This is a genomic window from uncultured Microbacterium sp., from assembly GCF_913776565.1.
In the GTDB taxonomy this organism is placed as follows: Bacteria; Actinomycetota; Actinomycetes; order Actinomycetales; family Microbacteriaceae; genus Microbacterium.
On record NZ_CAJYPF010000024.1, the window covers coordinates 1 to 13,157 of the forward strand.

General features: G+C 71.8%; 11 protein-coding genes. 9 read left to right on the forward strand and 2 right to left on the reverse strand.

What is annotated here, in order from left to right:
- The coding region (locus QZ433_RS01545) for a peroxidase family protein (protein WP_366761857.1) at positions 1 to 527 on the reverse strand (527 nt) is incomplete at its 3' end.
- Positions 528 to 735: 208 nt separating this feature from the next.
- Positions 736 to 1,995: an HAD-IA family hydrolase gene (locus QZ433_RS01550; protein WP_295779687.1), complete on the reverse strand. Its 1,260-nt coding sequence runs from the start codon at positions 1,993 to 1,995 to the stop codon at positions 736 to 738.
- 38 nt (positions 1,996 to 2,033) lie between these two features.
- Between QZ433_RS01550 and QZ433_RS01555 the strand changes: the two genes are divergently transcribed.
- The 9 genes from QZ433_RS01555 to QZ433_RS01595 form a co-directional block, all read left to right on the forward strand.
- Positions 2,034 to 3,404, forward strand: coding sequence for an FGGY family carbohydrate kinase (locus QZ433_RS01555; RefSeq protein WP_295779688.1), 1,371 nt, complete (start codon positions 2,034 to 2,036; stop codon positions 3,402 to 3,404).
- Between the two features lie 88 nt (positions 3,405 to 3,492).
- A complete protein-coding gene (locus QZ433_RS01560; RefSeq protein ID WP_295779689.1) occupies positions 3,493 to 4,380 on the forward strand; it encodes a hypothetical protein in 888 nt (295 codons plus the stop codon).
- 279 nt (positions 4,381 to 4,659) lie between these two features.
- The gene (locus QZ433_RS01565; protein WP_295779696.1) at positions 4,660 to 5,631 is read left to right on the forward strand and encodes a LacI family DNA-binding transcriptional regulator; all 972 of its coding nucleotides are present in this window, start codon (positions 4,660 to 4,662) and stop codon (positions 5,629 to 5,631) included.
- Between the two features lie 234 nt (positions 5,632 to 5,865).
- On the forward strand, positions 5,866 to 7,518 hold the full coding sequence (locus tag QZ433_RS01570) for an alpha-amylase family protein (protein WP_295779690.1): 1,653 nt from the start codon (positions 5,866 to 5,868) through the stop codon (positions 7,516 to 7,518).
- An 89-nt stretch (positions 7,519 to 7,607) separates the two neighbouring features.
- On the forward strand, positions 7,608 to 8,519 hold the full coding sequence (locus tag QZ433_RS01575) for an AraC family transcriptional regulator (RefSeq protein WP_295779691.1): 912 nt from the start codon (positions 7,608 to 7,610) through the stop codon (positions 8,517 to 8,519).
- Between the two features lie 113 nt (positions 8,520 to 8,632).
- Positions 8,633 to 10,429 (forward strand): FAD-dependent monooxygenase, encoded by a 1,797-nt coding sequence (locus QZ433_RS01580; protein WP_295779692.1) that lies wholly within the window; start codon positions 8,633 to 8,635, stop codon positions 10,427 to 10,429.
- Positions 10,426 to 11,520 (forward strand): maleylacetate reductase, encoded by a 1,095-nt coding sequence (locus QZ433_RS01585; RefSeq protein WP_295779693.1) that lies wholly within the window; start codon positions 10,426 to 10,428, stop codon positions 11,518 to 11,520. Before QZ433_RS01580 ends, QZ433_RS01585 begins: the two co-directional genes overlap by 4 nt.
- On the forward strand, positions 11,513 to 12,448 hold the full coding sequence (locus tag QZ433_RS01590) for an intradiol ring-cleavage dioxygenase (protein WP_295779694.1): 936 nt from the start codon (positions 11,513 to 11,515) through the stop codon (positions 12,446 to 12,448). Before QZ433_RS01585 ends, QZ433_RS01590 begins: the two co-directional genes overlap by 8 nt.
- The coding region (locus QZ433_RS01595; RefSeq protein ID WP_295779695.1) for an aldehyde dehydrogenase family protein at positions 12,445 to 13,157 on the forward strand (713 nt) is incomplete at its 3' end. The genes QZ433_RS01590 and QZ433_RS01595, both read left to right, overlap by 4 nt.

A 13,157-nucleotide genomic window follows, 5' to 3' on the forward strand; every position in this document is an offset into this window, starting at 1 on the left:
ATCAGCTCGAGCGAGCAGTTTCCGGTCAGGACCATCAGGTCGGCCCACGACAGCGCGTTTCCGTACTTGTGCTTGATCGGCTGCAGGAGGCGACGGGACTTGTCGGTGTTGCCGTTGTCCCACCAGCTGCCGATGGGGGCGAAGCGCTGCATCGCGGTCCCCGCCCCGCCGCGTCCGTCGGCGATGCGGTAGGTGCCGGCGGCGTGCCAGGCCATGCGGATCATCTGCGGCCCGTAGTTGCCGTAGTCCGCGGGCCACCAGTCGACCGAGGTGGTGAGCAGTTCTTTGATGTCCGCCTTCAGCTCATCGAGGTCGATCGTGGCGAACGCGGCCGCGTAGTCGAAGTCGGCACCGAGCGGGTCGGCCGCGACGCCGTTGCGGTGCAGCAGCTCGACCTTCAGTCGCTGCGGGTACCAGCTGTCGAGGCTCGGCGCCTGACCGAAGGTGCCGCCGAGGTGATCGCCGCCGGCCGGAAGGCCGCCGGCCATGTGGTAGCTGCAGGTGTTGGTCTTGTCGTCCGGGCTCATGGGAGCTCCTTCCGGTGTCCAGTGGGGGAGAGCAACGTCACCGAGGTCGGTCGCCGCGATCGAGACAGTGGAATTGCGCGAATGGGCCCACAGTAAGCAGCCGCCACCCGAACGCGCTATGGCAGAAAACGAATCCCAGCCGAGGCGTCGATTGGCGTAGAGTGTCGCCCCTGACGCCGCCGAGGCCGCGGTCGGGACGGTCTCGCGATCACGCCGGGGCGAGTCGCATCGTCCCCCGGGCGGTGGCCTCGATCCGCAGCACGTCCAGCCCGTCCACCACCAGGTCGGCGGTCAGTTCCTCTTCGGCGGTCGTGCCGGTGAGGGCGATCACCGCGCAGCCCGCGGCGCGGGCGGCGGCGATGCCGGCCGGGGCGTCTTCGACGACGAGGCAGCGCGACGGGTCGACGCCCATGCGCTCGGCGGCGAGCAGGAACGGCTCGGGATCGGGTTTGCCGTTGACGACGTCGTCGACCGTGACGAACACCGCGGGCCGCTCGTATCCGGCGGCTCCCAGGCGGGCCGTGGCGATCGGCACCGAGCCCGACGTCACGATCGCCCGGCGGTCGGCGGGTACCGCGTCGAAGAACACGTCGGCGCCGCGGATGGGGTGCAGGCCCACGGCATCCCGCACCTCGAGATCGGTCACGTGCGCGAGCGCCTCGGCGTGCCGGTCCGCGGGGAGCAGCAGGCTCACGAGCGTGCGCGCGGGCTGCCCGTGATTGGCGTGCAGAGCCTGCATCGGCACCCCGAAGTGCTCGGCGAAACGCCGCCAGGATCGGACGACGGATGCCGTGGAGTCGACGAGCGTGCCGTCCAGGTCGAACAGCACGGCGTCGAACTCGCGCGCGAAGATCGCGGCGCCGGGGTCGACCGGGCGCCGGTGACCGAGTGCGGGGAGCAGGCGTGCGAGCTGCTGGGTCGTCGTGAGCTCCGCGTCGACGCCGAGGACGTCGATCGCGGGGGCGACGGACGGGGTCTCGGGCCGGTGCGCGTCGCGGGGGGCTCCGCGAACGGCGCGACGCGAGGCCAGCACCGCGGGGTCGCCGTCGACGTGCACGACGACCGGCTCGGTGGGGAAGAACGCGTCGCGCAGGGCCTGCCACTCGTCGCCCCCGGCGAGCTCGGCGGTGAACGGGGCGACGACGACGACGCGTCCGGCGGTCGCGAGGACATCGGCGGCCGTGGCGCGCAGGGCGGCGTAGCGCCCGGAGCGGATCGCACCCGCGTGCGGCGAGGTGAGCCAGTGCCCGCCGAGGGCCTCGGACGGGAGCGCGTCGAGCAGGGGCGTGGTCACGCTGTCGAGGTCGACCAGGGCGGCGCGCAGCTGTGCCGCGAGGGCTCGACCGAGCGTGCTCTTGCCGCTTCCGGCGGGTCCGGCGACGACGACGGCGAGCGGATCGGGTATTTGACACGACGACGGCATACCCCCACCATAGACGTAGCAAGTCACCGGTGTCATGCTCGTCATTCCGGGACTCGAAGAGGTTCCGGAAAGGACGGCCGCTCATGCACGACACCGGTGACATGGTGCGAGGGTCGGAGCGCCTGCACGGCGGCATCGACCTCGGCAGCACGGGCATCAAGATGCTCGTCATCGACGACGACGGCATCGAGGTCGCCGGCGCCCAGGTGCCGACGCCGTGGCGCGTGGGCGAGGCCGGCACGACCGACATCGACGCCGACGACCTGCTCGCCGCCCTGCGCACGCTCATCGGCCTCGTCGACGCCGAGCTCGCGCCGCGGACCTCGACTCCGCTCACCTCTCTCGCGGTCGCCGGCATGGGCGAGACCGGCATCCTGATCGACGCCGACGGTCGCGCGGTCGCCCCCGGCTTCGCGTGGTTCGACCCGCGCGGGTGGGAGCAGATCGCCGCCTTCCCCGACGCCGTCCGCGCGGAGTTCGCCGGGCGCACGGGCCTGCCGCTCGGCGCGCAGGTGAGCGTCGCGAAGCTCGCGTGGCTGCGCGACCAGGGCACCGACCTCGCCGGGCTCCGCTGGCTCGACCTGCCCGAGTTCGTCGTCACCGCGCTCGGGGGAGACACCGCCCTCGAGCTCTCGCTCGCCTCGCGCACGGGCCTCATCGATCAGGACTCCGGCGCCGCCTGGCCCGCGATGCTCGACGCCCTCGGCGTCACCGCCGACCTGCTGCCGCCCCTGCGCGGCGGCGGACTGCCCTGGGGCACGGCATCCGCGGATCTCGGTCCCCGCGTCGCGGGCGCCGCACTCACCGTCGCGGGGCACGACCACCTCGTCGCAGCGCAGGCCAACGGGACCCTGGATGCCGACGGCTACCACGTCTCGCTCGGCACCGCCGAGGTGCTGCTGCGGGTGCTCGACGCGCCCCTCGGCTTCGCGGCGCGGCAGCGCCTCGCCGACGCGCTCATCAACGAGGTGCGCCACGTCGTCCCGGGGCAGCACGTGCTCGTCGCCGGGGTGAAGACCGGACTGCTGCTGCGCCGGGCGCTGCACGCGGCCGGGATCAGCGACCGCGCCGGGCGCGATGAGCTGGATGCCGCGGTCATGGCCCTGCCCTACGAGGGCGAGCTGCCGGCCGGGGCGATCGAGGTCGCCGGCGCCCGCAACGACGACGGCGTGCTGCGGCTGACGCTGCACACCGAAGCGAGCCCCGCCGAGATCTTCGGCGCCGTGCTGCGGCACAGCAACGACGAGATCGCCCGCCTGATCGCCGCCATGGACCGCGAGGTCGCCCCCGCCACGCACTCGACGCTCACCGGCGGCTGGGCGGGCATGGCCTCCGTGCGCCGCGCCCGCGCCGAGGTGCTGCCCGATCCGTCCCCGTCCACCCGCGAGCAGGACGTCGCCTACGGAGCCGCCGACATGGCGCGGCGGCTCGTCTCGGCATCCGTCCCCTCCTGACTCCCCATCCGCCGCGCCCGTTGCGACCCGACGCGCGAACAGACCACCCGCGCCGACCGGCGCGAATGAACCCCAGAGAAGAGAGATCATGAACGCCCTCACCACCATCGAGCGCCGCGCGCTCCAGTCGATCAGCACCCCCGACGGTCACATGCTCATCGTCGCCGCCGACCAGCGCAACGGCATGAAGGCGGCCATCAAGGATGCCCCGAACGGCTCCGACGCCATCTCGCGCGAGGAGCTCGCCGAGGTGAAGGCCGACCTTGTGCGCCACCTCGCCAACCACGCCCCCGCGATCCTGCTCGACCCCGAGGTCGCGCTGCCCCGGATCGTCGACGACGGCGTGCTCGCCCGCGACACCGCCCTCGTCGTCGGTCTCGACGCCTCGGGTGCCGAGACGGTCGACGGCCTGAAGTACACGCGCTACGTCCCGGGGACCACGCCGCACTCGATCCGCGAGCAGGGCGCCGACGTCGCCAAGATGCTCTGGTACACCCGCCCCGACAAGCAGGACGCCGACTCGCGCGTCGCGCACGAGATCCGCGATCTCGTGCAGGCCTGCGAGGCCGAGGGCCTGCTGCTGATCGTCGAGCTGCTCACCTACCAGCTCGAGGGCGAGAGCGACGAGGAGTACCGGGCGAAGTTCGCCGACCTCGTGGTCGACGGCGCCGCCCTGGCCGTCGCGTGCGGCGCGAAGATCCTGAAGCTGCAGTACCCCGGCTCCGCCGAGGCGAGCGCTCGCGTGACCGAGGCCGCCCAGGGCGTGCCGTGGGCCGTGCTCTCGGCCGGCGTCGACCACGAGACGTTCATCGAGCAGGTGCGCACAGCCGTCGCCAACGGCGCCTCGGGGGCCATGGCCGGTCGGTCGCTGTGGAAGGACAGCCTCTCGATCGACGCCGACCGCCGCGAGGAGCTCCTCTCGGGCCGTGCCCTCCCGCGCCTGCGCGAGCTCGCCGACGCGGTCGACGGACGCTGAGATGACCACGCCCGCCCGGCGCCGATCGCGTCCGCCGGCCGGATCCGACCCAAGTCGGACCGGCTCTGCGCGGGTGCACGCGGGGGACGGATGCCGCGGTGCCGGGCGGGCGGACAAGGGGACCGGCCGGATGGTCGCGGACGCGACCACGGGCGGGGGTGCGGCATCCGGTCGCCGCTCCCCGGCGCCGGGCGCGCGCTCGGACGTCGGCGCGCGGCGGATAGGGTTGCGAGTCGAAGCCCCCACCCGCCCGCACCCCGGAGGTGTCTCGTGACCACGATGCGCGACGTCGCCCAGCGCGCCGGGGTGAGCACGAAGACCGTGTCGCGCGTCTTCAACGACGACCCGCACGTGCTGCCCGACACCCGCGCCCTGGTCGAGGCGGCCATGCGCGAGCTCAACTACGTGCCCAACGCCCTGGCCACGACGTTCCGCGCGGGTCGGGCGTCGGTGATCGGCGTCGCCGTGCCCGACGTCGTCGACCCGTTCTTCGCGGCGATCGCGCGCGCGGTCGAGGACACCGCCCGCCGGCACGGGCTGTCGACGCTCGTGACGAGCCTCGGTGAGGACCCCGACGACGAGAAGCCCGCCCTCGAGTCCCTGCTCGGACGCCAGCTGACGGGGCTCGTGATCGCCCCGGTCGGCACCGACCACTCGTGGCTCGAGCGCTGGCGCGGGCACACCCCGATCGTGTTCGTCGACCGCGCTCCCGTCGGACTCACCACCGACACGTTCACCGAGAACGACGAGGCCGGAGCGCACCTGGCGACGACCCACCTGCTGTCGCACGGTCATCGCCGCATCGCGTACGTCGGCGACATGGTGCACCTCTCCACCGAGACCAAGCGCGTGGAGGGCTGGCGCCGGGCTCTGCGCGAAGCGGGGATCGACGTCGACGAGGCTCTCGTGGCCTCGCAGGTCGCGACACGCGAGGCCGCGGCATCCGCCCTCGAGCGCCTGCGGGCGCTGCCCGAACCGCCCACGGCGATCTTCTCGGCCAACGCCCGCTCGTCCATGGCGCTCGCGCACGTGCTGCGGGGCGAGCCGCTGCCCTTCGTCGGGTTCGGCGACTTTCCGATGGCCGACACCCTGACGCCCGCCGTCACGGTGATCGACCAGGACCCGCGCCGCATCGGCGCGCTCGCCGCCGAGCGCGTGTTCGCGCGTCTCGAGCCCGACGCCGGCCTGGGCCTCGACGAGGTCACGGTCATCGACGTGTCGCTCGTCGAGCGGGAGTCCTGCGCGCTCTGATCGTGCTCTCCTCGGCGCGGTCGAACGGCTCGAGCCTCGCGGACGACCGGGGCCGGTCCCGTCGACGCGCTCGGATCGACGCACATCGTCGCTCCCGGGGCAAGAGCGCCCGCCCGTCGGGGCGCGCACGGTAGGAACGACAGGGACAGACGCCACCGCTCCCGAGAAGAGGGCTCCGATGACGACCTCCCCGCACCCCGACCGCCGCCCCGCCGCTCGGACGGAGGTGGCGTCGTGAGGCTCACCGACACCAGCGACCTGTGGTGGAAGACCGCCGTCTTCTACAACCTCGACGTCAAGATGTACCTGGATGCCGACGACGACGGCGTGGGCGACCTGCGCGGCCTCGCGCAGCGGCTCGACCACCTCGCCGAGCTCGGCGTGACGTGCCTATGGCTCGCCCCGTTCTACCCCTCGCCGCAGCGCGACAACGGCTACGACATCGAGGACTACTACGGTGTCGACCCCCGCTACGGTTCGCTCGGCGACATGGTCGAGGTGCTGCGCACGGCCCACGACCGCGGGATGCGCGTGATCGTCGACCTCGTCGTGAACCACACCTCCGACCGGCATCCGTGGTTCCAGCAGGCGCGGCAGAGCCCCGACAGCCGCTACCGGCACTTCTACCAGTGGAGCGACGAGGTGCCCGACGACGCCCCGGCGAGCATGTTCCCCGACGTCGAGGACGGGGTCTGGTTCTTCGACGAGACCGCGGGGCAGTACTACAAGCATTCCTTCTACCGGCATCAGCCCGACCTCGCCACCGACCACCCCGAGGTGCGCGAGGAGATCGCGAAGGTCATCGGCTTCTGGCTCGAGCTGGGTGTCGACGGTTTCCGCGTGGATGCCGTGCCCCACCTCATCGACGGAGGCGACGGGCCCGAGCACGACTTCCTCCGCGCGCTGCGGGGATACGTCTCGCGTCGCAGCGGTCACGCCATGATGCTCGGCGAGGTCAACCTGCCCTACGACGAGCAGCTGCGTTTCTTCGGCGACGCCGACGGCGACGAGCTCACCATGCAGTTCGACTTCGTCGCCAATCAGCGGCTGTACCTCGCCCTGGCCCGGCAGGATGCCGCGCCCCTGCGCGAGGCGCTGGAGTCGCGGCCCGCGATCGCCCGCGGCAACCAGTGGGGCAACTTCGTGCGCAACCACGACGAGCTCACGCTCGATCAGTTGAGCGCCGAGGAGCGGGAGGAGGTGTTCGCGGCCTTCGCCCCCGAGGAGGGCCAGCGCATCCACGGCCGGGGCATCACGCGCCGCCTGCCGTCGATGCTCGAGGGGGACCCGCGCCGCATCCGCATGGTCTACAGCCTGATGTTCTCTCTGCCCGGGGCGCCGGTGCTGTACTACGGCGAGGAGATCGGGATGGGCGAGAACCCCACGATCTCGGGCAGTCGCGCGGCCGTGCGCACGCCGATGCAGTGGACCGCGGACGTCGATGCGGGCTTCTCGGGGGCGGACGAGCTCATCGCCGACGTCGTCCCCGGTGGATTCGCGCCCGAACACGTCAACGTCGCGCAGCAGCGGCGCGACCCCGACTCGATGCTGCGGTTCACGCAGAACCTCGTGCGTCAGTACCGGGCGTCTCCCGAGATCGGGTGGGGGGAGCTCGGCATCCTGGATCAACCCCACGCGTGCGTGCTGGCCCACGCGGTCACGAGCGAGCTGGGCATGCTCGTCGCCGCGCACAACTTCGCCCCCGACGGCCGCACCTTCCGCTTGCGGATCGAGGGAGCGGATGCCGAGACCTGGCGCCTCGTCGACCTTCTCGACGACGCGGGCGGGGCGCAGACCCTGGACGGCGACGGGTTCGAGGTGACGCTCGACGGGTACGGGTACCGATGGTGGCGGGTCATCCGGCCGGGGGAACGGCGGATCGCCTGAGAGATGCGCGGGACCCTCGCGCGAGCGTATTCACGGGAATAGGCTGAATCGGCATCATCGTTGCTGCCGCGAGGGTCGATGGGACGGTTATGGAGCCGCAGACGTTCTCCACCCGACGAGTGGGTCGCGCCGGGCGCATCAGCGCCTGGGAGGCCCACCACGAACGTGCGCTCGTCGGCCTCGCCTGCGTCGCGCCGCGGTCGGGAGAGTTCGACGCGACCGTGCGCAGCGCCCGCGTCGGGCCGTTCGACGTGGCCCACGTCGTCGCGACGCCTCACGCCGTGAGACGCACGCGCGCGCACATCGTCGCCCACGACGCGCCCGGCCGGGCGATCTACCTGACCCGCCGGGGCGATGCGCGCCTGATCAGCGACGAGCAGGTCCTGGGACACGGCCCCGGATCGGCCGTCGTCTGCGCCACCGACCGGCCGTTCTCCCGGGAGTTCCGGGGCGGGGTCGACGAGATCGTCATCGCGTTCTCGGATGCGGACGCCGCGCACCTGCTCGCGACCGAGGCGGTTCCGACGGGGCGGCTCGATGTCGGCGCGACCGCGACGATGCGACTCGTCGCGGGCGCGGTCCACCGTCGCGTGATGGGGAGGCTCGCTTCGTCGGGGTCGTCCGACGACGACCTCATCGACCGGATCCGGCTGCTCCTGGTTCCGGGGCTCGCGTCGACGGAGGCGGGCCGGCGGAGCATCGTGCTCGACTTCGTCGACGCGCACCTCGACGACACCCGACTGAACACCGGGTCCATCGCCGCCCGTCTCGACCTCACGGATCGCACGATGCGTCGGCTCTTCTCCTCCGCGGAGCGGAGTCTGGCCGAGGAGATCCGGATGCGGCGGCTCTCGGCCGCTCTCCACATGCTGCGCGGGACCGTGCCGATCGGAGAGATCGCCGGACGGTGCGGCTTCGCGTCTCACCCGCACTTCAGCCGGGCCTTCCGGATGCACTACGGGTGCACGCCTCGGGAGGTCCGCTCCGGGCACCCCGTTTGACGAAACCGGACATCGAGGGAGCCTTTCGCCTTCGTCGACGGACGTCGCGGGGTCGCCGACGCATACTTCCCGGGACGCCACGATGTCGTGGCGCAGGGATGAAGGACGGACCCATGGCGGTTTTCGACGACGGCATCACCGACACAGCCCTCCCGGACGCCGGAGTGGTGCACACCGATGTGCTGATCATCGGGACGGGCCCCGCCGGCGCGTCGGCCGCCCTGGCGCTGGCGACGCTCGGCATCGACACCGTGATGATCACGAAGTACCGGTGGACGGCGAACACCCCGCGCGCCCACATCACGAACCAGCGGGCCATGGAGTTCTTCCGCGACATGGGCATCGAGGATCAGGTGAAAGCCGATTCGACCCCGCACGAGATGATCGGCGACACCGTGTTCTGCACCTCGCTCGCCGGAGAGGAACTCGGCCGGATCCTCAGCTGGGGGACGAGCCCCGCGCGCCACGCCGACTACGCCGCCGCATCCCCGACGCTCAACTGCGACGTGCCCCAGAACTACCTCGAGCCGATCCTCGTGCGCAACGCCACGGCGCGGGGGACGCAGACGCGGTTCTCGAGCGAGTACCTGTCGCACGTCCAGGACGACGCGGGCGTGACCGTGCGCGTCCTCGACCGGGTGACCGGACGGCCGTACGAGGTGCGGGCGAAGTACGTCATCGCCGCGGACGGAGCGCGGTCGCGCGTCGTCGCCGACCTCGACCTCCCGATGGAGGGCCGCATGGACATCGCCGGGTCGATGAACATCACGTTCACCGCCGACATCGACCACCTCGTCGGCCACCGCCCGAGCGTTCTCTACTGGGTCGTGCAGCCCGGCTCGAACGTCGGGGGAATCGGTGCCGGCCTGATCCGCATGGTGCGGCCCTGGAACGAATGGCTCATCGTGTGGGGATACGACATCGACGGTCCGGAACCGGTCATCGACGAGGCCGCGGCCGTGCAGATCGTCCGCAACCTGATCGGTGATCCCGACCTCGAGGTCACCATCACGGGGACCTCCCTGTGGGGGAACAACGAGATGTACGCCACACGCCTGCAAAAGGGACGCGTGTTCGCCGCGGGAGACGCGATCCACCGGCATCCCCCCTCCAACGGATTGGGATCGAACACGTCCATCCAGGACGCCTACAACCTCGCCTGGAAGCTCGCCGCGGTGATCCGCGGCCAGGCGGGCGAGGCCCTCCTCGAGACGTACACGACCGAGCGGGCGCCGGTCGCCCGGCAGATCGTCCTCCGGGCCAACAAGTCGGGGCGCGAGTTCGGGGAGCTCTTCACCGCGCTCGGCATCACCGACGCCGAGACGGAGGAGGAGATGCGGGACCTCATCGAGGAGCGCAAGGACGACACCCCGCGCGGGCGGGCCAAGCGTCGGGCGATCACCGCGGCGATGGAGCTGAAGAACTACGAGTTCAACGCCCACGGCGTGGAGATGGGCCAGTTCTACCGGTCGTCCGCCGTCGTCCCGGACGGAACCTCCCGGCCTGCTCCGACGCGCGACCCGGAGCTGTACTACGAGCCGTCGACCGTCCCCGGCTCGCCGCTCCCGCACGCATGGGTCGGCGACGCGCGCCGATCGTTCTCGACGCTCGACCTGGCGCCCAGCTCGCGCTTCACCCTGTTCACCGGAATCGCGGGGCAGGCATGGGCCGACGCGGTCCCCGAGGTCGCCGACCGTCTGGGCGTGCCGATCGAAGCGGTCGTCATCGGACCGGGCCGGACGTACACGGACCTGTACTTCGATTGGGAGCGGCTGCGCGGGATCGATGAAGAGGGAGCCCTGCTCGTCCGACCCGACAAAATCGTCGCTTGGCGTGCTCCGCACCTTTCGAGCGACCCGGCCGGGGTGCTCGCATCCGCCCTCGCCGCGATCCTCAGCAGGTCGCGATGACGCGCCCCCTCTCGTTCGTCCACACCACGCCGGCGGCTCGCGTCGTCTTCTCGTCGGGCCGGGCGCTGACCGGCACCGTCGCCGAGGTCGAGCGGATGGGGGCGACCCGGGTCATGGTGATCGCGTCGCCGTCGCAGGCCGAGCTCGCGAGAGAGCTCCGCGCCGCCGTGCCCGTCGCGCGGGAGTGGAGCGAGGTCGCCCCGCACGTCCCGGTCGAGGTGGCCGACCGGGCTCGACACGCGGCGACCGAGGAGCGCGTCGACGCCGTCGTCGCGATCGGCGGAGGTTCGGCGATCGGCTTGGCGAAGGCGATCGCGCTGACCACCGGCATCCCGATCATCGCGGTTCCGACCACGTATGCCGGATCCGAAGCCACCGACGTCTGGGGTCTGACCGAGAACGGCCGCAAGACCACCGGGTCGGATCCCCGCGTGCTGCCCCGGGTGATCGTCTACGACCCCGAGCTCACCGCTTCGCTGCCACGGGACCTGGCCGTCGCCTCGGGACTGAACGCCCTGGCGCACTGCGTCGACTCGCTGTGGGCGCCCCATCGGGACCCGATCAATGCGGCGCTCGCGACCGAGGGGGCGCGGTGCCTGGCTTCGGGCATGCGCGCCCTCGTGCGCGACGACGCCGACCCGGCCGGGCGGGAGCAGACACTGCTCGGCACGTATCTCGCCGCGGCCGCCTTCGCCTCGGCCGGATCGGGTCTGCACCACAAGATCTGCCACGTCCTGGGCGGGACGTACGGACTGCCGCACGCGCAGACGCACGCGATCGTGCTGCCCTACGTCACGGCGTTCACGATCCCGTTCGCGCCCGATGCGGCGCAGCGCCTGCGCTCGGCCCTCTCGGTCGAGGACCCCCTCGTCGGGCTCCTCGATCTTCGTCGAGACGTCGGCGCGCCCGTCGCCCTGCGGGACTACGGATCCCGTCGGCAGGACATCCGCGATGCGGCAGAGCTCGTTCTGCCGGTCGTCCCGCCTTCGCATCCCCGTCCCGTGACGCGAGAAGACCTCGAGTCCCTCTTGACAGCGGCGTGGGACGGGGCGCCGGCGGAGCATCTCGGGACAGGAGAAGGACATGAATGAGCACACCCCGTCGCCGCAGCAGCGCGCCCGCGAGGAGGAGCTGATCGAGACCGTCGTCGGCTCGTTCGCCGCGGCGCCCGACGCACGGCTGAAAGAGGTCATGCAGGCCCTCACCCGCCACCTGCACGCGTTCGTGCGCGAGGTGCGCCTGACCGAGGAGGAATGGGCGGCCGGTATCGCGTTCCTCAACGCGGCGGGCCGGATCACCGACGAGCGGCGGCAGGAGTTCATCCTGCTCTCCGACGTGCTCGGTGTCTCGATGCAGACCGTCGCCGTCAACAACGAGGCCTACGGCGACGCCACCGAGGCGACGGTGTTCGGTCCGTTCTTCACCGAGGACGCACCGTTCATCGAGAACGGGGGCGACATCACCGGTGGCGCGCCCGGTCGACCCTGCTGGGTCGAGGGCACGGTGACGGACACCACGGGGGCCCCGGTCGCGGGAGCACGCATCGAGGTGTGGGAGGCCGATGAAGACGGCTTCTACGACGTCCAGTACGGCGACGACCGCGTCGCGGGGCGCGCCCACCTCTACACCGACGAGGACGGACGCTACCGGTTCTGGGGTCTCACCCCCACGCCCTACCCGATTCCGAACGACGGGCCGGTCGGAAAGCTCCTGGATGCCGTGGGCCGGTCGCCCATGCGCGCCTCGCACCTGCACTTCATGGTGTCGGCTGCGCAGATGCGGACCCTCGTCACGCACATCTTCGTCCGGGGAGACGAACTGCTCGACCGGGATTCGGTGTTCGGCGTGAAGGAGTCGCTGATCATGGACTTCTCCGAGCAGGCCGCGGGAAGCGAGACCCCGGACGGCCGCGATCTGGGCGGGCGGAGCTGGTCGCGGACCCGGTTCGACATCGTCCTGGCCCCCGCTTCCGAACCGACGAACACCCGCGCCGAGGCGCAGAAAGGGACGGACCGATGACGTTCTTCGACCCGCAGACCTGGCAGGGCCGCTACTTCGACGGATCGTGGGTGAGCACGCCCGACACCGCGGCTGTCGTGTCGCCGTCCACCGGCGAGACGATCGCCCGAGTGGCCGCGCCCACCGCCGCCGACCTCGACCGGAGCGCGGATGCCGCGCATCGCGCGCAGACCGCGTGGGCGGCCGCGCCCGCCGAGGAACGGGCCGCCGTGATGCGCCGCGCCGCGACCATCATCGAGGAGAACACCGAGACGCTCGCGCGCTGGCTCGGCGACGAGGCCGGATCCGCGCAGGGCAAGGCTCACTTCGAGGCCGGGCTGGTCGCCAACGAGTTCCATCTCGCCGCGGCGACCGCGATGATGCCCTACGGTCAGCTGTTGCGCTCCGCGCGCCCGCGGTTGAGTCTCAGCCGACGCCGACCGGTGGGGGTGGTGGGTGTCATCTCGCCGTTCAACTTCCCCGGCATCCTGTCGGCGCGCTCGATCGCTCCCGCCCTCGCCCTCGGCAACGCGGTCGTGCTCAAGCCCGATCCCCGCACGAGCGTGAGCGGCGGCCTGTTCTTCGCGGCGGTGCTGGAGGCGGCCGGGGTCCCCGCGGGGGTGTTCTCGGTGCTGCCCGGCGGCGTCGAGATCGGATCGGCTCTCGTGGACCACCCCGCCGTGCCCGTCATCTCGTTCACCGGTTCCACCGAGGCGGGGCGCGTCATCGG